Annotated in this window: 19 protein-coding genes; 8 read left to right on the top strand and 11 right to left on the bottom strand. The window is 54.7% G+C overall.

The window, feature by feature from the left end; all coding sequences use genetic code 11:
- The first annotated feature begins 200 nt into the window (after positions 1 to 200).
- The 5 genes from cysZ to crr all read left to right on the top strand — a co-directional run bounded on the left by cysZ (position 201) and on the right by crr (position 5,039).
- Positions 201 to 962 (top strand): sulfate transporter CysZ, encoded by a 762-nt coding sequence (cysZ, locus tag FOC35_RS14800; RefSeq protein WP_172569315.1) that lies wholly within the window; start codon positions 201 to 203, stop codon positions 960 to 962.
- A 157-nt stretch (positions 963 to 1,119) separates the two neighbouring features.
- Positions 1,120 to 2,091, top strand: a complete 972-nt coding sequence (cysK, locus tag FOC35_RS14795; RefSeq protein WP_172569314.1) for a cysteine synthase A — start codon at positions 1,120 to 1,122, stop codon at positions 2,089 to 2,091.
- Between the two features lie 371 nt (positions 2,092 to 2,462).
- Entirely contained in the window at positions 2,463 to 2,720 is a 258-nt protein-coding gene (gene ptsH / locus FOC35_RS14790; protein ID WP_002913505.1) for a phosphocarrier protein Hpr, read from the top strand.
- Positions 2,721 to 2,764: 44 nt separating this feature from the next.
- Complete coding sequence (gene ptsI / locus FOC35_RS14785) at positions 2,765 to 4,492, top strand: phosphoenolpyruvate-protein phosphotransferase PtsI (protein ID WP_016537565.1); 1,728 nt, start codon at positions 2,765 to 2,767, stop codon at positions 4,490 to 4,492.
- Between the two features lie 43 nt (positions 4,493 to 4,535).
- On the top strand, positions 4,536 to 5,039 hold the full coding sequence (gene crr, locus FOC35_RS14780) for a PTS glucose transporter subunit IIA (RefSeq protein WP_172569313.1): 504 nt from the start codon (positions 4,536 to 4,538) through the stop codon (positions 5,037 to 5,039).
- A gap of 54 nt (positions 5,040 to 5,093) precedes the next feature.
- On the opposite strand, the gene pdxK is transcribed toward crr, so the two are convergent.
- The 10 genes from pdxK to FOC35_RS14730 all read right to left on the bottom strand — a co-directional run bounded on the left by pdxK (position 5,094) and on the right by FOC35_RS14730 (position 13,457).
- Complete coding sequence (gene pdxK / locus FOC35_RS14775) at positions 5,094 to 5,945, bottom strand: pyridoxine/pyridoxal/pyridoxamine kinase (protein WP_172569312.1); 852 nt, start codon at positions 5,943 to 5,945, stop codon at positions 5,094 to 5,096.
- Between the two features lie 19 nt (positions 5,946 to 5,964).
- A complete protein-coding gene (cysM, locus tag FOC35_RS14770; RefSeq protein ID WP_172569311.1) occupies positions 5,965 to 6,876 on the bottom strand; it encodes a cysteine synthase CysM in 912 nt (303 codons plus the stop codon).
- A gap of 72 nt (positions 6,877 to 6,948) precedes the next feature.
- The gene (gene cysA / locus FOC35_RS14765; protein WP_016537569.1) at positions 6,949 to 8,034 is read right to left on the bottom strand and encodes a sulfate/thiosulfate ABC transporter ATP-binding protein CysA; all 1,086 of its coding nucleotides are present in this window, start codon (positions 8,032 to 8,034) and stop codon (positions 6,949 to 6,951) included.
- Positions 8,024 to 8,899 carry a sulfate/thiosulfate ABC transporter permease CysW gene (gene cysW, locus FOC35_RS14760; protein WP_172569310.1) on the bottom strand — a complete coding sequence of 292 codons (876 nt, stop codon included), beginning with the start codon at positions 8,897 to 8,899 and terminating at the stop codon, positions 8,024 to 8,026. Before cysW ends, cysA begins: the two co-directional genes overlap by 11 nt.
- The gene (gene cysT / locus FOC35_RS14755; RefSeq protein ID WP_016537571.1) at positions 8,899 to 9,732 is read right to left on the bottom strand and encodes a sulfate/thiosulfate ABC transporter permease CysT; all 834 of its coding nucleotides are present in this window, start codon (positions 9,730 to 9,732) and stop codon (positions 8,899 to 8,901) included. Before cysT ends, cysW begins: the two co-directional genes overlap by 1 nt.
- A complete protein-coding gene (locus FOC35_RS14750; RefSeq protein WP_172569309.1) occupies positions 9,732 to 10,748 on the bottom strand; it encodes a sulfate ABC transporter substrate-binding protein in 1,017 nt (338 codons plus the stop codon). The genes cysT and FOC35_RS14750 overlap by 1 nt, the downstream gene beginning before the upstream one ends.
- 157 nt (positions 10,749 to 10,905) lie before the next feature.
- On the bottom strand, positions 10,906 to 11,805 hold the full coding sequence (locus FOC35_RS14745; RefSeq protein WP_016537573.1) for a Dyp-type peroxidase: 900 nt from the start codon (positions 11,803 to 11,805) through the stop codon (positions 10,906 to 10,908).
- Between the two features lie 128 nt (positions 11,806 to 11,933).
- The gene (locus FOC35_RS14740; RefSeq protein ID WP_172569308.1) at positions 11,934 to 12,509 is read right to left on the bottom strand and encodes an RpoE-regulated lipoprotein; all 576 of its coding nucleotides are present in this window, start codon (positions 12,507 to 12,509) and stop codon (positions 11,934 to 11,936) included.
- 64 nt (positions 12,510 to 12,573) lie between these two features.
- On the bottom strand, positions 12,574 to 13,011 hold the full coding sequence (locus FOC35_RS14735; RefSeq protein ID WP_016537575.1) for a DUF2919 domain-containing protein: 438 nt from the start codon (positions 13,009 to 13,011) through the stop codon (positions 12,574 to 12,576).
- A gap of 20 nt (positions 13,012 to 13,031) precedes the next feature.
- The gene (locus FOC35_RS14730) at positions 13,032 to 13,457 is read right to left on the bottom strand and encodes a GNAT family acetyltransferase (RefSeq protein WP_016537576.1); all 426 of its coding nucleotides are present in this window, start codon (positions 13,455 to 13,457) and stop codon (positions 13,032 to 13,034) included.
- 216 nt (positions 13,458 to 13,673) lie between these two features.
- Here FOC35_RS14730 and amiA point away from each other — a divergent pair, with 216 nt between their 5' ends.
- Both amiA and hemF read left to right on the top strand, forming a co-directional pair.
- The gene (gene amiA, locus FOC35_RS14725; protein WP_016537577.1) at positions 13,674 to 14,546 is read left to right on the top strand and encodes an N-acetylmuramoyl-L-alanine amidase AmiA; all 873 of its coding nucleotides are present in this window, start codon (positions 13,674 to 13,676) and stop codon (positions 14,544 to 14,546) included.
- Positions 14,547 to 14,551: 5 nt separating this feature from the next.
- Positions 14,552 to 15,457 carry an oxygen-dependent coproporphyrinogen oxidase gene (hemF, locus tag FOC35_RS14720; RefSeq protein ID WP_172569307.1) on the top strand — a complete coding sequence of 302 codons (906 nt, stop codon included), beginning with the start codon at positions 14,552 to 14,554 and terminating at the stop codon, positions 15,455 to 15,457.
- A 92-nt stretch (positions 15,458 to 15,549) separates the two neighbouring features.
- On the opposite strand, the gene maeB is transcribed toward hemF, so the two are convergent.
- On the bottom strand, positions 15,550 to 17,829 hold the full coding sequence (gene maeB / locus FOC35_RS14715; RefSeq protein WP_016537579.1) for an NADP-dependent oxaloacetate-decarboxylating malate dehydrogenase: 2,280 nt from the start codon (positions 17,827 to 17,829) through the stop codon (positions 15,550 to 15,552).
- Positions 17,830 to 18,087: 258 nt separating this feature from the next.
- On the opposite strand from maeB, the gene tal reads away from it, so the two are divergent.
- A complete protein-coding gene (gene tal / locus FOC35_RS14710; protein ID WP_016537580.1) occupies positions 18,088 to 19,038 on the top strand; it encodes a transaldolase in 951 nt (316 codons plus the stop codon).
- Positions 19,039 to 19,050: the final 12 nt, after the last annotated feature.

Genomic DNA, 19,050 nt, shown 5'->3' with positions numbered 1-19,050 from the left:
CCGAGGCAAACATTTACTCACTAAGAGTATTTGCCCATCTGCTCAAGTGCAAGTGCGAGCACGGTTTTCTCATCATAAAGATAGCTTAAGGGCACCTTTTCGCTGTTTTTTCGACCAAATCCTGGCGGGTTTTTCTCAATACAGTCGGTTATGATAGCCCCGCAGCTTACAGCATTGACCTAAAAGGAGTCTGTTCAGATATGGTTTCATCTTCCGGAGCCGCGCCTCGTAGTGGCGTTTACTATTTTTCTCAGGGCTGGAAACTGGTACGCGAGCCGGGCATTAAACGCTTTGTCGTGCTGCCGCTGCTGGTGAATATTTTATTACTCGGTGGAGCCTTCTGGTGGCTGTTTACCCGCCTTGATATCTGGATACCGGCGATGATGAGCCACGTTCCGGACTGGCTACAGTGGCTTAACTATCTCCTCTGGCCGCTGGTGACCGTTTCCGTGCTGCTGGTGTTCGGCTATTTCTTCTCGACCATAGCCAACCTGATCGCCGCCCCGTTTAGCGGGCTGCTGGCCGAGCAGCTGGAAGCGAGGTTGACCGGAGCTACCCCGCCGGATACCGGCGTTGTCGGTATCATGAAAGACCTGCCGCGCATTATGAAACGTGAATGGCAGAAACTCGCCTGGTACCTGCCGCGCGCCGTGGTTCTGCTGCTGCTGTACTTCATCCCCGGTATCGGCCAGACGGTCGCGCCGGTACTGTGGTTCCTGTTCAGCGCGTGGATGCTGGCCATCCAGTATTGCGACTACCCGTTCGATAACCACAAGGTACCGTTTAAGCAAATGCGTATTGCGCTGCGGGAGAAAAAGGTCGTCAACATGCAGTTTGGCGCGCTGGTGAGCCTGTTTACTCTGATCCCCGTGCTCAATCTTTTCATCCTGCCGGTCGCCGTTTGCGGCGCAACCGCGATGTGGGTGGACTGTTACCGCGGCAAACATGCTCTGTGGAAGTAACGCCCCGGAAGGGAGAAAGCTTATGCCATTGCTTATTCCAGGTTGCATTGGCTTATTTCCCTTCCACATATAGATATGCTATTTCCTTACTTCCGCATATTTCCTGAGCGGGTATGCTGAACCGGTATCCCAAAATTCAGACAGTTAAGGACGAGCCATGAGTAAAATTTATGAAGACAACTCCCTGACAATCGGCCATACGCCGCTGGTTCGCCTGAACCGTATCGGTAATGGACGCATTCTGGCGAAGGTGGAGTCCCGCAACCCAAGCTTTAGCGTCAAATGCCGCATTGGTGCCAACATGATTTGGGATGCCGAAAAACGCGGCGTGCTCAAGCCTGGCGTTGAGCTGGTTGAACCGACCAGCGGTAATACGGGGATTGCTCTGGCTTACGTGGCGGCGGCTCGCGGCTACAAGCTGACGCTGACCATGCCGGAAACCATGAGCATCGAGCGCCGCAAGCTGCTGAAAGCGCTGGGCGCGAACCTGGTGCTGACCGAAGGCGCTAAAGGCATGAAGGGCGCGATTCAGAAGGCAGAAGAAATTGTTGCCAGTGACCCGGCTAAATACCTGCTGTTGCAGCAGTTCAGCAACCCGGCTAACCCGGAAATCCACGAAAAAACCACCGGCCCGGAAATCTGGGAAGATACCGACGGTGAAGTAGACGTCTTTATTGCGGGCGTGGGTACCGGCGGCACGCTGACCGGCGTCAGCCGCTATATCAAGAACACCAAAGGTAAAACCTCGCTGATTAGCGTGGCGGTTGAGCCAACCGACTCTCCGGTTATTCAGCAGGCGCTGGCAGGCGAAGAGCTCAAGCCTGGTCCGCACAAAATTCAGGGCATCGGTGCCGGTTTTATTCCGGGCAACCTGGATCTTAAGCTTATCGATAAAGTGGTGACTATCACCAACGAAGAAGCGATTTCTACCGCCCGTCGCCTGATGGACGAAGAAGGTATTCTGGCCGGGATATCCTCTGGCGCGGCCGTTGCGGCTGCGTTGAAGCTTCAGGAAGACGAAGCCTTTACCAACAAGAATATTGTGGTTATCCTTCCGTCCTCCGGGGAGCGCTATTTGAGTACTGCACTGTTTGCCGATCTGTTCACTGAGAAAGAACTGCAACAGTAATGCCAGTATTTGATATATGCTTAAAAAAGCACCCGAGAGGGTGCTTTTTTGTGGCGCACATCAAAGTTTCACCCTCATCGGCATTGCTTTCACCCCCGCAGGTCTGGTATTTAACCAGCAATTATTTTGATGCGCGAAATTAATCAAGCTGTGAGATGGGCCTGCTGAATCGATTTAACGATTTGGTGGATATTCGCTTTTCACGGCATAATGGATACGGATCGGCGAAACGCTTCTGGCGTCTTTTTCGCGGTTCCCAGGCATCCGGTGCCTCGTTCCATCAACGTTGGCGCTAACGATACAGGCTAAAGTTTGGCCGCCAGGCTAGACTTTAGTTCCACAACACTAAACCTATAAGTTGGGGAAATACAATGTTCCAGCAAGAAGTAACTATTACCGCTCCGAACGGTCTGCATACCCGCCCTGCTGCTCAGTTTGTTAAAGAAGCGAAAGGCTTCACTTCAGAAATCACCGTGACGTCTAACGGCAAAAGCGCCAGCGCTAAGAGCCTGTTCAAACTGCAAACTCTGGGCCTGACTCAGGGTACCGTAGTGACTCTCTCCGCTGAAGGCGAAGATGAGCAGAAAGCCGTTGAGCATTTAGTAAAACTGATGGCTGAACTCGAGTAAGTTCTGGGTTCTTCGTAAATATCAGTCACAAGTAAGGTAGGGTTATGATTTCAGGCATTTTAGCATCCCCGGGTATCGCTTTCGGCAAAGCACTTTTGCTGAAGGAAGATGAAATTGTCATCGACCGGAAGAAAATTTCTGCCGACAAAGTTGAGCAGGAAGTTGAACGTTTTCTCAGCGGGCGCGCCAAAGCATCCGAGCAGTTAGAAGCGATCAAAATTAAAGCTGGCGAGACCTTCGGTGAAGAAAAGGAAGCTATCTTCGAAGGCCACATTATGTTGCTGGAAGACGAAGAGCTCGAGCAGGAAATCATAGCCCTCATCAAAGATAAGCTGGTCACCGCGGACGCTGCGGCGTACGAAGTGATTGAAGGCCAGGCGACGGCTCTTGAAGAGCTGGACGACGAATACCTGAAAGAGCGTGCTGCTGACGTGCGCGACATCGGTAAGCGCCTGCTGCAGAACATTCTCGGCCTGAACATTATCGATTTAAGCGCAATCAAGGATGAAGTTATCCTGGTTGCTAAAGATTTGACCCCGTCAGAAACCGCACAGCTGAACCTGAAAAAGGTGCTGGGTTTCATCACCGATATCGGCGGCCGTACCTCCCATACCTCCATCATGGCGCGTTCTCTGGAACTGCCTGCGATTGTGGGCACCGGTAGCGTCACCTCTGATGTGAAAAACGACGACTATCTGATCCTCGATGCGGTTAACAACAAAGTTTACGTTAACCCGACCAACGAGCAGATCGAAGAGCTGCGTGCGGTTCAGCAACAGGTTGCTTCTGAGAAAGCCGAACTGGCTAAGTTGAAAGACCTGCCTGCTATCACCCTCGACGGCCATCAGGTCGAAGTTTGCGCCAACATCGGTACCGTTCGTGATATCGACGGTGCAGAGCGCAACGGTGCGGAAGGTGTGGGTCTGTATCGTACCGAATTCCTGTTCATGGACCGCGACTCGCTGCCAACTGAAGAAGAGCAGTTTGCCGCGTATAAAGCCGTTGCTGAAGCTTGCGGCTCTCAGGCGGTCATCGTTCGTACCATGGACATCGGCGGCGACAAAGAGCTGCCGTACATGAACTTCCCGAAAGAAGAGAACCCGTTCCTTGGCTGGCGTGCAATTCGTATCGCCATGGATCGCAAAGAGATCCTTCACGCTCAGGTTCGCGCCATTCTGCGTGCTTCCGCCTTCGGTAAGCTGCGCATTATGTTCCCGATGATCATCTCCGTTGAAGAAGTGCGTGCGCTTAAAGCAGAGATTGAGCTTCTGAAAGCGCAGCTGCGCGAAGAAGGGAAAGCGTTCGATGAAACCATCGAAATCGGCGTAATGGTTGAAACCCCTGCGGCAGCGACGATTGCTCGTCATCTGGCCAAAGAAGTCGACTTCTTCAGCATCGGCACCAACGATTTAACTCAGTACACCCTGGCAGTTGACCGCGGTAATGATATGATTTCACATCTTTACCAGCCAATGTCACCGTCCGTACTGACTCTGATTAAGCAAGTTATTGATGCTTCTCATGCAGAAGGTAAATGGACCGGTATGTGTGGTGAGCTTGCGGGCGACGAACGTGCTACACTTCTGTTGCTTGGGATGGGCCTGGACGAATTCAGTATGAGCGCCATTTCTATCCCTCGTATCAAGAAGATCATCCGTAACACGAACTTCGAAGATGCGAAAGTGTTAGCAGAGCAGGCTCTTGCTCAACCGACAACGGACGAGTTAATGACGCTGGTTAACAAGTTCATTGAAGAAAAAACAATCTGCTAATTCACGAGATGCGGCCCAAATTACTGCTTAGGAGAGAAGGCTAATGGGGTTATTTAGTAAACTGTTCGGTGACAAAAGCAATAGCGACACCGGGACCATTGAGATCGTTGCTCCACTGTCTGGCGAAATTGTTAATATTGAAGATGTGCCGGATGTAGTGTTTGCTGAAAAAATCGTTGGTGACGGTATTGCTATCAAACCAACCGGCAACAAAATGGTTGCTCCGGTTGACGGTACTATCGGTAAAATCTTCGAAACTAACCACGCTTTCTCTATCGAGTCCGATAGCGGGATCGAGCTGTTCGTTCACTTCGGTATCGACACCGTTGAACTGAAAGGTGAAGGTTTCAAACGCATCGCCGAAGAAGGCCAGCGCGTCAAGAAAGGCGACGTGGTCATTGAGTTCGATCTGGCACTGCTGGAAGAGAAAGCCAAGTCTACCCTGACTCCGGTTGTTATCTCCAACATGGACGAAATCAAAGAGCTGATCAAACTGACTGGTAGCGTGACCGTAGGCGAAACGCCGGTTATCCGCATCAAGAAGTAAATTTGATTGCATCGAAAAAGGCACCTTCAGGGTGCCTTTTTTATTGGGCTGCGTTTAGCGCGGTAGCACCAACTCATCAAGCTGATTTTGCTCAGTCCAGGCCATGGCCTCAAACACCCGATGCGCCGCCTCTCCTGCCGCCTCTGCAACCTTTTTCCCTTCCAGCAGCCGGCTCACCAGCTCGGCGCAGAACAGGTCGCCAGTGCCTTTAAGGTCGGTCACCACGCGCTCGTGGCTCATAACCTCTACCGCCTCAGCCGTTACGGTTACCACGGAAATAGCCTGCGGATCTTTCGCCGGAGCGCTGGTAATCACCACCCAACGAAGCGTTTCTGAAAGCAGACTTTTTGCCGCCTCCACCGCCTGCTCAAGCGTGCCGCAGGGCATACCGGTCAGTATTTGCAGCTCAAACAGATTCGGCGTTAAGCCCTGAGCCAGCGGCAAAAGCTCGCTGCGGTAAGCCTCGGGGATCCCCGCCTTCACGTAGATGCCGCTGTCGGTATCCCCCATCACCGGATCGACAAGAACAAGCAGTTCAGGGTGGCTCATACGTCGTTCACGCAGCCATCCGGCAAGCAGATGGATTTGCTCCGCACTGCCCATATAACCGGTCGTAACCGCCTTAAGATTACGCAGGGCATCCCGCTCTTCAAGCGCCCGCAGGTAGCCGCTAAACCATTCAGCCGGGATAACGCCGCCGTAGAAGGTGTCGTAATGCGGCGTGTTGCTAAACAGCACCGTCGGCACCGCCATTGCTCGCCAGCCGTGCTGCGCGATAGCCGGTATTGCTATGCTGTTGCCCACGCTGCCATACACCACCTGAGACTGCACCGCGACAATATCCGCCTGCAGCGACCGGCCCGCGTTATGAAACAGTACCGACTGTATATCGTTATCCTGAGCCATCTTCCCTCTCCTTTACGGGTTAGATACCCGCGCCCTGAACGTAGCTCTCTTCGCCAAATACGCCTGTTGAAAGGTAACGGTCGCCCCTGTCGCAAATAATTGCCACCACAACCGCTCCCGGGTTTGCCTTCGCCACCCGCAATGCTCCGGCCACCGCGCCACCGGAACTTACGCCGCAGAAGATCCCTTCTTCCATCGCCATACGGCGCATGGTTTGCTCGGCTTCTATCTGCGACATATCAATCACTTCATCCACAAGCGACGGGGTATAAATCTTCGGCAACCACTCTTCTGGCCAGCGGCGGATCCCCGGAATGCTGCTCCCCTCTTCGGGCTGTAGCCCAACAATCTTCACGGGCTTATTTTGCTCACGCATAAAACGCCCCACGCCGGTAATGGTTCCGGTGGTGCCCATGCTGGAAACAAAGTGGGTGATGCGCCCTTCGGTCTGACGCCAGATCTCCGGCCCGGTGGAGGTATAGTGCGCCAGCGGATTGTCCAGGTTATTAAACTGGTCGAGAACTTTGCCCTCGCCGCCATCGGCCATTTGCTGCGCCAGCTCGCGTGCGCCTTCCATTCCCTGCGCTTTGCTCACCAGAATCAGGTCTGCGCCGTAGGCCTGCATCGCCGCTTTGCGCTCCATACTCATGTTGTCCGGCATCAGCAGCTTCATGCGGTAGCCTTTCAGAGCGGCTATCATCGCCAGCGCGATTCCGGTGTTGCCGCTGGTCGCCTCGATTAACGTGTCGCCGGGTTTAATGTCGCCGCGTTTTTCCGCCTGAACAATCATCGACAGCGCCGCGCGATCTTTAACCGATCCCGCAGGGTTGTTGCCTTCCAGCTTGACCCAAATTTCGCTGCCGTTATCAAGCCCGCTGCGCTGCAGCCGAACCAGTGGAGTATTGCCGATGGTGCTTTCTAAAGTGATCACTTGCCTGCCCGAAATAGAATAAAAAAAGCGGCCACATGGGGCCGCTTATGCGTGTCCTGTTGGGGTAAATTATCAGGCGGATTGCGCCAGGTCTACACCCTGAATACGGTTGCCGCCGTCGTACAGGCGCGCATTTTGCAGCCCAACAAACAGGCGTTCGCCGCGCTGTGGGATTTGCTGCTCTTTCAGCACCACGGTTAACGGCTCGTCGTACCAACCTAACGGCTGCACAACCAGCTGCATATAATGGCCGCGCGGACTGACTTCCAGCACCTGCACCGGCAACGGCGAGTCAAGATTGGTGCGTCGACTCACGTCCACTTCCCACGGGCGCAGGAACAAGTCGACTTCCCCCTGATAAGCCGGGGTAAAACCGAGTGGCCAGCGGTGCGCACCAACGTGGAACTGGCTGCCGCGCACGACGCCTTTCAGGCGGTTAACTTCGCCGAGGAACTCCAGCACGAAGCGCGTTGCCGGTTCACGCCATACCGACTCAGGCGTGTCCACCTGCTCGATATTCCCCTGGCTCATAACCACCACGCGGTCGGCGACTTCCATCGCTTCCTCCTGGTCGTGAGTCACAAAGACGCTGGTAAATTTCAGCTCTTCATGCAATTCACGCAGCCAGCGGCGCAGCTCTTTACGCACCTGGGCATCCAGGGCGCCAAAAGGCTCATCCAGCAGCAAAATCTGAGGCTCTACCGCCAGAGCGCGGGCCAGCGCCACGCGCTGCTTTTGCCCACCGGAAAGCTGGGCCGGGTAGCGGTCCGCCAGATGGGAAAGCTGCACCATTTCCAGTAGCTTTGTCACCTTGCGCTTAATTTCCGCAGAGGAAGGACGTTCGCGGCGCGGCAGCACGGTCAGGCCGAAGGCGATATTGTCGAACACCGACATATGGCGGAACAGAGCATAGTGTTGAAACACAAAGCCCACTTTGCGGTCGCGGGCGTGCATACGGCTGACGTCGGTGCCATTGAAGCTAATGCGCCCGCTGTTTTGATGTTCCAGCCCGGCGATAATCCGCAGCAGCGTGGTTTTACCGGAGCCTGAAGGCCCGAGCAGCGCCACCATCTGACCAGAAGGGATATCCAGCGAGATATCGTTCAGCACCTGGGTGCGACCAAAAGACTTCTTAATATTGGCAATATCAATGCTCATGATTTTCCTCCTGCTTGAGGCGTTTTTCCTGATTATTCAGGCGCCACTGCACTGCGCTCTTTAAGAACAAGGTTAAAACCGCCATCAGGGTTAACAGCGCCGCGGCGGTAAACGAGCCGACGGTGTTGTAGTCCTGTTGCAGCAATTCAATTTGTAGCGGCAGCGAGAACGTCTCGCCGCGAATCGAGCCGGAAACCACCGACACCGCGCCAAATTCGCCGATGGCGCGGGCATTGGTCAGCACTACGCCATAGAGCAGCGCCCAGCGAATATTCGGCAAGGTAACGCGGCGGAACATCTGCCAACCGGAGGCACCAAGCAAAATAGCGGCCTCGTCCTCCTGGCTGCCCTGGCTGAGCATCACCGGCACCAGCTCGCGCACCACAAACGGGCAGGTCACGAAGATGGTCACCAGCACCATACCCGGCCAGGCAAACATTATTTGCAGGTTATGGGCATCAAGGAAACCGGCCAGCGGGCCGTTGGAGCCGTAAAACAGCAGGTAAACCAGGCCCGCCACCACCGGCGAAACGGCGAACGGGATATCCAGCAGCGTAAGCAGCATCTGGCGCCCAGGGAAGTTAAAGCGCGTCACCAGCCAGGCCAGCAGCGTGCCGAACACCAGGTTAACCGGCACGGTTATCAGGGCAATCATCACCGTCAGCCAGATGGCATGCAGCATGTCCGGGTTGGCGATATTTTGCAGGGCAGGCATCAGCCCTTTGGAGAAGGCTTCAACAAAAATTGAGGCAACCGGCACCACCAGAATCAAAAAAGAGACCAGCACGCCGATGGCAATAAGCGTCCATTTCCCCCAGTTAATGCGGGGGCGATTATAGGTTTTCAAAGCGGTTACATCCGTCATCAGTGGCCCACCACGCGCCGACCAAAGCGGCTCTGCAACGTGTTAATGCTGAACAGCAGCAGTAAAGAAGCCGCCAGGATTACCGAGGCAATAGCGCTTGCCGCCGGGTAGTCAAACTCCTGCAGACGAACAAAAATCATCAGCGAGGTGACTTCCGTTTTCCACGCGATATTACCGGCGATGAAGATAACCGCGCCAAACTCACCGAGGCTGCGGGTGAACGACAGCGCAACGCCCGCCATCAGCGCCGGGGAAAGCTCCGGCAGCACCACGCGGCGGAAGCTCTGCCAGCGCGTTGCGCCCAGCGTTTCCGCGGCTTCTTCGTATTCGGGGCCAAGCTCCTCAAGCACCGGCTGTACGGTACGCACCACGAAAGGAATGCTGGTAAACGCCATCGCCACCGCTATACCGAGCCAGGTGTAGGTCACTTTGATACCAAACTGCGCCAGCCACTCGCCGTACCAGCCGTTAACCGAAAACAACCCGGCCAGCGTTAAGCCCGCTACGGCGGTCGGCAATGCAAAAGGCAAATCCATCAACGCGTCAAGCAGGCTGCGGCCCGGAAACTGATAGCGGGTAAGAATCCACGCCATCAGCAGGCCAAACACGCCGTTAAATATCGAAGCCAGCCCGGCGGAAAGCAGCGTGACTTTATACGCCGCCACCACCTGCGGGTTGGTGATAACTTCCCAATACTGAGACAAAGACATTTGTGCGAGCTGCATCACCAGCGCGCTCAGGGGCAGCAGCAGGATCAGGCAAACAAACAGCAGGCTGGTGCCGAGGCTAAGGGTAAACCCCGGCAGTACGCGTTTTGAGCGACTGACAAACATCAACTACGCCCCGCAGCCAACAGTTTGTCCAGCTCCCCGCCGGTGGCGAAATGAGTTTTCATCACTTCCGGCCAGCCGCCAAATGCATCTTCAACGCGGAACAGCTCGGTCTGCGGGAATTTATCCTTCAACTTGTCCATTACCTGCGGGTTATTCACGCGGTAGTAGTAGTCGGTGATGATGGTCTGAGCCTGCGGGCTGTAGAGATAGGTAAGATAGTCCTTAGCCGCCTTCTCGGTGCCGTTAGCCTTCACGTTTTTATCCACCCAGGCGACCGGGAATTCGGCAAGAATATTCACCTTAGGCACCACAACCTCGTAGCCGTCTTTGGCGTACTGCTGGCTGATATTGTTCACTTCAGATTCAAAAGAGATAAGCACGTCGCCCAGCCCACGCTCCACGAACGAGGTGGTTGCGCCGCGGCCGCCGGTATCAAACACTTCGACGTTTTTCAGGAACTGCGTCATAAACTTTTCGGTTTTAGCTTTATCGCCGCCGTCGGCTTTATCCGCCGCGCCCCAGGCTGCCAGATAAGTGTAACGTGCATTGCCGGAGGTTTTTGGATTCGGGAAAATCAACTTCACGTCCGGGCGTACCAGGTCGCTCCAGTCGTGGATATTTTTCGGGTTGCCCTTGCGCACCAGGAAAGCCATGGTGGAATAAAACGGCGAGCTATTATTCCCGAGACGGCTCTGCCAGTCGGCCGGGATCAGGTTGCCTTTATCGTGCAGGATCTGCACATCTGACACCTGGTTATAAGTTACAACGTCAGCTTTTAAGCCCTGGAGAATAGCCAGCGCCTGTTTTGATGACCCGGCATGAGATTGTTTAATCGTCAGCTTGTCGCCGTTATTCTCCTGCGCCCACTGTTTTTCAAACGGTGGATTCAGCGCGGCAAACAACTCGCGTGACACATCATAAGAGCTATTCAGCAGCTCTGTTGCGTGGGCAGTGCCTGCCAGCAGCAAAGAGACAGCGAGCGCGTTCCATACTTTTTTAACTGAACCGATTGCCATGTTTCGCCCTTATAGATGTCATGAAAGTCATAATTAGCCGACTGTCAGTGTATTTATAACGAGCGATAAAGCTGTAACGCTTTTATATACCGTTTGGCGATTTTCAATAAGAAAGGGATATAAGAAAGTGGCGTAGCAAACGCTACGCCGGAAGGGATTACAGGCTCAGTAACTTATCCAGAGACGGGGCAAAATAGTAGCCGCCGGTGACCGGTTTAGTGAAGCGCAGCATGCCGTCGCGCTTGCCGTCGGTGTCGCCGAACATGCTCAGCAGCTGCTGCTCGATGTTATGCAGGCGCGCGCAATAGGCGATAAAGTAAAGGCCGTGAACGCCGCTGGCTGTGCCATAAGGCAGGCTCTGGCGCACAATCTTCAGCCCTTTGCCGTCTTCTTTAAGATCAACCCGGCTCAGGTGAGAAGTCGCAGGGCGTGCGTCTCCGTCGATTTCTTCGTTTTCCTGTTTGGTGCGCCCGAAGATCATCTCCTGGTCGTGCACGCTCAGGCGGTTAAGCTGCTTGAGATTATGTTCCCAGCGCTGAACCAGCACGTAACTGCCGCCTGCATCAACGCCTTCGTTGATGACCGCAACCTGGCGGCGATTTTCTTCGCCCTTAGGGTTCTCGGTGCCGTCAACAAAGCCGCTCAAATCACGCTCTTCCACCCAGCGGAAGCCATGGATCTCTTCTTCAATCTTCAGCGTATCGCCGAATGCCGCCAGGGCGGCCTGGGCAACGGAGAAATTCACGTCGTGGCGCAGGGAAAGAATGTGGATCATCACATCGTGCTGCGTCGCCGGTGCGAGACCTTTACCCAGCGGGGTAAAGTTTTTCAGCTCGGCGGCACCTTCGCCTTTGCTCAGATCGCGCCACAGGTCATGCCCGAAACCAATAGTTGCCCCCAGCATGGCATCCGGGAATTTTTCCTGGAAGGTGCTCAGCGCGTCAATAAAGGCTTTGCACCCCGCGCTCAGCGCGCTGAAGTCGCCCTGCAATGAAGCTTCCAGCCAAATAGCAGCACGACAATGTTCCGGCAGAATGCCGCTTTGAACCCGAGACATGAATCCTCCTGAAAAAAAATGCCACCGAAGGTGACAAATAATGATGCCACCAACCGGTGGCATTTATCGGGCTATTTTAACCTGATTCATTAACGCCGACTTGCGGCGGCGCAAACCTGGCGCAGATTTTATCGACGCCAGATAATTTTGTTAAGCGTCCATTTCTTCAGCGCGTCGTCGGACGGCATTAACCCTTCCGGCCCGTGCCACACGCCTTTAAACAGGTAGCTAATATGCTGGCTACCTGGAGCCTTGCACATCACGCCGTCGGCATCGTCGCCGCTGCCTTTTTCACAGGCGCCAAAGGCCTTGTCATACAGGTCGCTAAACGGAGTGCCGATTTTAACGCCGCCGGCGGTTTTAATGTCCTCATCCATGACGACAATAGTGCTCACGCTGCCGCTTTCGCCGTTAATCACCAACTTAACGTCTTTATCTTTCAGGGCTTCGAAATAACGCACAATTGCGCCGTTCTCGGTTTTCATTCCGCTGCGCAGGCGATAGTTGTCGTTCAGGCCTTCGCTAACGGCCTTCTCGTCCATTAATGTTGCGGAGGTCAACTTGCCCACGCCCTGCTCGCTTACCTCAACGGATGAGCCAAACCAGTTCCACGGATACGCCGAAGACCAGTTGACCGAGGAAAGCGTGGAGCAGCCGCTCAAGACCAGCGGCAGCCCTAACATCATCAGGCGCAGAGATTTCATTTGTGATTCCTTTTCAGAAAAGAGTAACGGCCTTTGGAGTGCAACAAAGCTAAAAAGTGCCGTGTTATTCGCTTTGCACCGCAAAGTAGTCCCGCAGGCGGCGGTTTACAACCAACCACCAGAGCGCAAAGAGGTCGGCAACCAGCAGCACAATTGTGGTAGCGGTCAATTCCTCGCCTCCGGCCAGCAAAGCAAGCTGCCAAACCAGCAGCGCCGCCTGAGCAGCTACCAGCAGCCAGCGAAATGCACGCCAAAAGCGCGGCCAAAGATGGCGACGCCCGCTTAACAGAAATGCGAAAGCGGCCGGTACGCCGGGAATAAGCCCCAGCCAGAAGGTATCCCGGTCGGGATAAAACAGCCCCAGCAGCGCATCGCCCTGCTGCCGGGAGGCTCCGGCCAATACCAGCAGCACCCAGGTGCGGGCCTGTAATAACAACACCGCCCAGAACAGCAGCGGTGCCTTCAGGTTGCCCTGCGAGTCATAATCAGCGGGCGGGTACATAAGATAAACACATGTGAAAATTAGTATTCCTGGTCTTCAATCAGCCGCTTGCCGAGCAAAATTGTGTCCTGATGTTCGTAATCGAGCTTTTCATAAAGGCCGATAACCATGTCATTCTCTTCGCGCACCATAATATGGATTTTTGGGCAGCCCCGGGCGATAAGCTTTTTCTCCAGCCGGTTCAGCAGCGCGTTGGCAATGCCGCGCCCGCGAAACTCAGGATGCACGCCCAGGTAATAGGCGGAGCCGCGGTGGCCGTCATAGCCGCCCATTAGCGAGCCGACAATTTCGCCGCCGACTTCGGCCACCAGAAACAGGTCCGCATCATGATGCAGCTTACGTTCAATATCCATTTCCGGGTCATTCCACGGGCGCAGTAAGTCGCAGCGCTCCCAAAGGGTGATGACCTCTTCGAAATCTTCCTGGCGAAAAACGCGAATTTCCATGGTTTTAGCCACCTTAAGCCGTAAAAGGTTGATTATGGCGGTAACCGCCCGTTAAGCCAATAACTGCCGCAAAAGCGTGAAAAAAATGGCATAATCCCCACTCAGTCATGAAATGAAATGAATGGAAAAACATTTCTGACCTCAGAGTGTCGTTTGCCAGGTGCCGATACGTTATAACTCCCTATCCGGACTCCATAAGATAAATAATTCATCCGCATGAGCAAAATTAAATCGCTAACGCAACTTACGACGCGCCGCCAGGTCCTGCTCACGGGTTTAGCGGCGTTAACGCTAACCGGTATGAACAAAGCGCTGGCAAAGGAAGAGGCCAAAACGCTTAAAACCACCAATTCGCACAGCAAACCGGCCAAAAAGTCCGGCTCTCGCCGCATTGTGATGCTCGACCCGGGCCACGGCGGCATCGATACCGGGGCCATAGGCCATAACGGTTCGAAAGAGAAGCATGTGGTGCTGGCGATAGCCAAAAACGTGCGCAGCATTCTGCGTAATAACGGCATCGACGCAAGGCTGACCCGCACCAGCGACGAATTCATCCCGCTTTATGACCGCGTAGAAATAGCCCACAAGCACGGCGCAGACCTGTTTATGTCTATTCACGCGGACGGTTTTACCAGCCCAACGGCGGCGGGTGCTTCGGTGTTTGCCCTCTCCAACCGCGGCGCAAGTAGCGCCATGGCAAAATACCTTTCAGACCGTGAGAACGCCGCGGATGACGTGGCGGGCAGCAAAGTAAAAGATAAAGATCACTACCTGCAACAGGTGCTGTTCGACCTGGTGCAGACCGACACAATCAAAAACAGCCTGACCCTCGGCTCGCATATCCTCAAGCAGATAAAGCCGGTGCATAAGCTGCACAGCCGCAACACCGAGCAGGCCGCATTTGTGGTGTTGAAGTCGCCGTCCATCCCTTCGGTGCTGGTCGAAACCTCCTTTATTACTAATCCAGGCGAAGAGAAGCTGCTGGGCACCACGGCGTTTCGCCAGAAAATTGCCACCGCTATCGCCTCCGGCGTAATGAGCTATTTCAACTGGTTTGATAACCACAAAGTCCACGGTAAGAAGCGTTAATTTTTATGACTGAGCCCGATATCCACGCCGTAAAACAGTTCCTGCTTAAATTACAGGACACCATCTGCCAGCAGCTTTCCGCCATCGACGGCACGGCTTTTCAGGAAGATAACTGGCAGCGCGAAGGCGGCGGCGGCGGGCGTAGCCGTGTGCTCAGAGGCGGCTCGGTGTTTGAGCAGGCCGGGGTAAACTTTTCGCACGTCCACGGCGACGCCATGCCTGCCTCGGCAACCGCGCATCGCCCGGAACTTGCGGGCAGGAGTTTTCAGGCCATGGGCGTCTCGCTGGTGGTTCACCCCAACAGTCCGTATGTACCGACCAGTCACGCGAATGTGCGCTTTTTCATCGCAGAAAAACCCGGTGCCGACCCGGTATGGTGGTTTGGCGGCGGGTTCGACTTAACCCCGTATTATGGGTTTGAAGAAGATGCCGTTCACTGGCACCGCACCGCTCGCGACCTGTGCCAGCCGTTTGGCGAAGGCGTTTACCCTCGCTATAAAAAATGGTGCGACGACTATTTCTTTATTAAGCACCGTAACGAGCAGCGCGGCATTGGCGGCCTGTTCTTCGATGATTTGAATCAGCCCGACTTCGATTACGGTTTCCGCTTTATTCAGGCCGTAGGCCAGGGCTATCTGGACGCTTACCTGCCGATTGTTGAGCGTCGCAGGCAGCTGCCGTTCGGCGAGCGCGAGCGCAACTTCCAGCTTTACCGCCGCGGTCGCTATGTGGAATTTAACCTGGTGTGGGACAGAGGCACGCTGTTTGGTCTGCAAACCGGAGGACGAACCGAGTCGATTTTAATGTCGATGCCGCCGCTGGTGCGCTGGGAGTATGACTACCAGCCGGAAGAAGGCAGCCCTGAGGCTGCCCTGTATCGAGATTTCCTGCCTGTGAAGGAGTGGGTGTAGCTTTTTTACCCTCTCCCTGAAGGGAGAGGGGATCTTTAGTGCTCACTTTACTCAGTTTTCTCCCTCGCCCTGTGGGGTGAGGGGAAGTCCAGTCAAAGCGGGGCGGTTTGCGCCTCCACCACGGCCAGCGCCACCATATTCACAATGCGTCGCACCGAAGCAATCGGCGTTAATACGTGAACCGGCTTCGCCACGCCCATCAGTACCGGCCCAACGGTCACCCCTTCAGAACTGGAGACACGCAGCAGGTTGTAGCTAATGCGAGCGGCCTCTACGTTCGGCATAATCAGGATATTAGCTGAACCTTTGAGCGGGCTGTCCGGCATGCGTTCGTGGCGAATGCTTTCAACCAGCGCCGCGTCACCGTGCATCTCACCGTCAATTTCCAGCTCCGGCGCACGTTCGCGAACCAGCTCCAGCGTTTTACGCATTTTGCAGGCGGCTTTCGAGTCAGAAGAACCGTAGTTGGAGTGAGACAGCAGCGCGACCTTAGGCTCAATACCAAAGCGACGTACCGTTTCCGCGGCCAGCAGCGTGATTTCAGTAAGCTCTTCCGGCGTCGGGTCATCATTCACGTAAGTATCGGCGATAAAGGTGTTACCGCTCGGCAGCAGCAGGGCGTTCATTGCCCCGGCGGCTTTAACGCCATCACGGTAGCCAAACAGTTTTTCCACCACGTCAAAATGCTCGTGATATTCGCCGATGGTGCCGCAAATCAGCGCATCCGCTTCGCCACGGTGGACCATTATCGCCCCGATAACCGTGGTATTGCTAATCACCGCACGCTGCGCCTGTTCCTGAGTAATGCCGCGGCGCTTCATGATGTTGTAATACTCGCTCCAGTATTCCTTAAAGCGCGGATCTGACTCGTTGTTAACAATCTCAAAATCTTTGCCCGGCTGAATTTGCAGGCCAAGTTTTTTGATACGCATTTCGATAACGCTCGGGCGGCCAATCAGGATAGGCTTCGCCAGCCCTAACGTAATCAATTCCTGAGTCGCATGCAGAACGCGGGCTTCCTCCCCTTCGCTCAGCACCACGCGCTTCGGCTCTTTGCGAGCCTGAGAGAAGATAGGCTTCATAAACAGATTGGTTTTGTAGACAAACTCGGCCAGCTTTTCGACATAAGCATCAAAGTCTTTAATTGGCCGCGTTGCCACGCCGGAGTCCATCGCCGCCTTCGCTACGGCCGGGGCGATTTTAACTATCAGGCGCGGGTCGAACGGTTTTGGAATGATATATTCCGGCCCAAACGTCAGCTCCTGGTCGCCATATGCAGAGGCCACCACGTCGCTTTGCTCGGCGTGGGCCAGTTCGGCAATAGCGTGAACCGCCGCCAGCTTCATCTCTTCGTTAATTGCCGTTGCGCCAACGTCCAGCGCGCCACGGAAGATGAACGGGAAGCACAGCACGTTGTTAACCTGGTTTGGATAGTCCGAACGGCCGGTACAGATAATAGCTTCCGGGCGCACTTCTTTCGCCAGCGGCGGCAGAATTTCCGGTTCCGGGTTAGCCAGCGCCAGAATCAGCGGCGCTTTACCCATCTTTTTCACCATATCCTGAGTCAGCACTTTCGGGCCGGAGCAGCCGAGGAAAATATCCGCCCCGTCAATCACGTCGTCGAGAGTGCGTTTACCCGTGTCTTCCACGGCGTAGGCGGCTTTGGTTTCCGCCATGTTCTCTTCACGACCTTTATAGATAACGCCCTTCGAGTCGCAGACCACGATGTTGTGCTTCTGCATCCCAAGCGCCACCAGCAGGTTCATACAGGCGATAGCCGAAGCGCCTGCCCCGGAAACCACCAGCCGCACGTCGGAGATATTTTTCTCTACAACGCGCAGGCCGTTGAGCACCGCGGCGGTACAGATAATGGCGGTACCGTGCTGGTCATCGTGGAACACCGGAATATTCATACGCTCGCGCAGCTTCTGCTCAATGTAGAAGCACTCTGGCGCTTTAATATCTTCTAAGTTAATGCCGCCGAAAGTTGGCTCCAGCGCCGCCACAACGTCGATAAGCTTGTCCGGATCCATCTCATCAATTTCGATATCGAACACGTCGATCCCGGCGAATTTTTTAAACAGCACGCCCTTGCCTTCCATAACGGGTTTACCGGCTAAAGCGCCGATGTTGCCCAGCCCCAGTACCGCAGTGCCGTTAGACACCACGCCCACCAGGTTGCCGCGCGCTGTGTATTTGTAGGCGGCGAGCGGATCTTTTTCTATTTCAAGGCAGGGGGCAGCCACGCCCGGCGAGTAGGCCAGCGCCAGATCGCGTTGAGTAGCAAGCGGTTTTGTAGGAGAAACCTGGATTTTCCCTGGAACAGGAAATTCATGGAAATCGAGGGCACTTTGCTTCAGTTGTTCATCCATTGCATCGTTCCTTTAGCGGTCTTCTTTATTGTTACATCAGCCACGTAGTATCACGCGGGCACGTTTCGCAAACTTTGAACGTAGCCATACTATTAACATTAGGCGTGATTATTGTTAGCTAACTATAGAACCAATGTTAGCGGTCACAGCCTCAATGTCCGCCCGTCTGCTATGCTTTCTGGTCAGGCAAAGCGTAATTTTTCACGGCGAGCGACACGGAGCGCTCCAGTAAGGCATTGTTTTTTCAAGGAGAGAGTAATGAACCAGCTCGACAGTATTAAACAGTACACCACCGTGGTCGCCGACAGCGGTGACATCGAATCCATTCGCCACTACCAGCCCCAGGACGCCACAACCAACCCCTCATTGCTCTTAAAGGCCGCAGGGCTCGAGCAATATCAGTCGCTTATTGACGATGCTCTGGCCTATGGCAAACGACGCGGCGGCGGTAGAGAGCAAATAGTGGCCGAAGCCAGCGACAAACTGGCGGTGAACTTTGGTGCGGAAATTCTGAAAAGTATTCCGGGGCGCGTGTCTACAGAAGTTGACGCCCGCCTGTCGTTCGACAAGCACAAAAGCATTGAGAAAGCGCGCCGTCTGGTAGAGCTGTACGCGGAGCAAGGGATCGATAAGTCGCGCATTTTGATCAAGCTCGCCTCCACCTGGGAGAGTATTCGCGCCGCTGAAGAACTACAAAAAGAGGGCATTAATTGCAACCTTACGCTGCTGTTCTCCTTCGCTCAGGCCCGCGCCTGCGCCGAAGCCGGCGTTTTCCTTATCTCCCCGTTCGTAGGCCGTATTTATGACTGGTATCAGGCCCGTAAGCCGATGGACCCGTATGTGGTAGAAGAAGATCCGGGCGTGAAATCGGTACGCAACATCTACGATTATTTTAAACAGCACAATTACGAAACCATCGTAATGGGCGCCAGTTTCCGCCGCACCGAACAGATCCTCGCCCTGGCCGGATGCGACAGGCTAACCATCGCGCCTAATCTTCTCCAGCAGTTGCAGGACAGCGAGGAAGAAGTGGTGCGCAAGCTTATTCCTCATTCTCAGGGGTTCCGTCGCCCTGCCCCGCTAAGCGAAGCAGAATTCCGCTGGGAACATAATCAGGATGCCATGGCGGTTGAGAAACTGGCCGAAGGGATCCGCCTGTTCGCCGTAGACCAACGAAAACTGGAAGACCTGATCGCCGCCAAACTTTAACAAGACCTGGAG

The sequence above is a fragment of the Cedecea sp. FDAARGOS_727 genome (genome assembly GCF_012273235.1).
Taxonomy (GTDB): Bacteria; Pseudomonadota; Gammaproteobacteria; order Enterobacterales; family Enterobacteriaceae; genus Cedecea; species Cedecea davisae.
The sequence above is the reverse complement of the archived record's forward strand: the minus strand, read 5'-3'. Positions and strand labels throughout refer to the sequence as shown.

Excerpts from the sequence above, each read along its gene's own strand:
- cysZ (WP_172569315.1), top strand. The coding sequence starts at position 201 with ATGGTTTCATCTTCCGGAGCCGCGCCTCGTAGTGGCGTTTACTATTTT.
- cysK (WP_172569314.1), top strand. The coding sequence starts at position 1,120 with ATGAGTAAAATTTATGAAGACAACTCCCTGACAATCGGCCATACGCCG.
- ptsH (WP_002913505.1), top strand. The coding sequence starts at position 2,463 with ATGTTCCAGCAAGAAGTAACTATTACCGCTCCGAACGGTCTGCATACC.
- ptsI (WP_016537565.1), top strand. The coding sequence starts at position 2,765 with ATGATTTCAGGCATTTTAGCATCCCCGGGTATCGCTTTCGGCAAAGCA.
- crr (WP_172569313.1), top strand. The coding sequence starts at position 4,536 with ATGGGGTTATTTAGTAAACTGTTCGGTGACAAAAGCAATAGCGACACC.
- pdxK (WP_172569312.1), bottom strand. The coding sequence starts at position 5,945 with ATGGCTCAGGATAACGATATACAGTCGGTACTGTTTCATAACGCGGGC.
- cysA (WP_016537569.1), bottom strand. The coding sequence starts at position 8,034 with ATGAGCATTGATATTGCCAATATTAAGAAGTCTTTTGGTCGCACCCAG.
- cysW (WP_172569310.1), bottom strand. The coding sequence starts at position 8,899 with ATGACGGATGTAACCGCTTTGAAAACCTATAATCGCCCCCGCATTAAC.
- cysT (WP_016537571.1), bottom strand. The coding sequence starts at position 9,732 with ATGTTTGTCAGTCGCTCAAAACGCGTACTGCCGGGGTTTACCCTTAGC.
- FOC35_RS14750 (WP_172569309.1), bottom strand. The coding sequence starts at position 10,748 with ATGGCAATCGGTTCAGTTAAAAAAGTATGGAACGCGCTCGCTGTCTCT.
- FOC35_RS14745 (WP_016537573.1), bottom strand. The coding sequence starts at position 11,805 with ATGTCTCGGGTTCAAAGCGGCATTCTGCCGGAACATTGTCGTGCTGCT.
- FOC35_RS14740 (WP_172569308.1), bottom strand. The coding sequence starts at position 12,509 with ATGAAATCTCTGCGCCTGATGATGTTAGGGCTGCCGCTGGTCTTGAGC.
- FOC35_RS14735 (WP_016537575.1), bottom strand. The coding sequence starts at position 13,011 with ATGTACCCGCCCGCTGATTATGACTCGCAGGGCAACCTGAAGGCACCG.
- FOC35_RS14730 (WP_016537576.1), bottom strand. The coding sequence starts at position 13,457 with ATGGAAATTCGCGTTTTTCGCCAGGAAGATTTCGAAGAGGTCATCACC.
- amiA (WP_016537577.1), top strand. The coding sequence starts at position 13,674 with ATGAGCAAAATTAAATCGCTAACGCAACTTACGACGCGCCGCCAGGTC.
- hemF (WP_172569307.1), top strand. The coding sequence starts at position 14,552 with ATGACTGAGCCCGATATCCACGCCGTAAAACAGTTCCTGCTTAAATTA.
- maeB (WP_016537579.1), bottom strand. The coding sequence starts at position 17,829 with ATGGATGAACAACTGAAGCAAAGTGCCCTCGATTTCCATGAATTTCCT.
- tal (WP_016537580.1), top strand. The coding sequence starts at position 18,088 with ATGAACCAGCTCGACAGTATTAAACAGTACACCACCGTGGTCGCCGAC.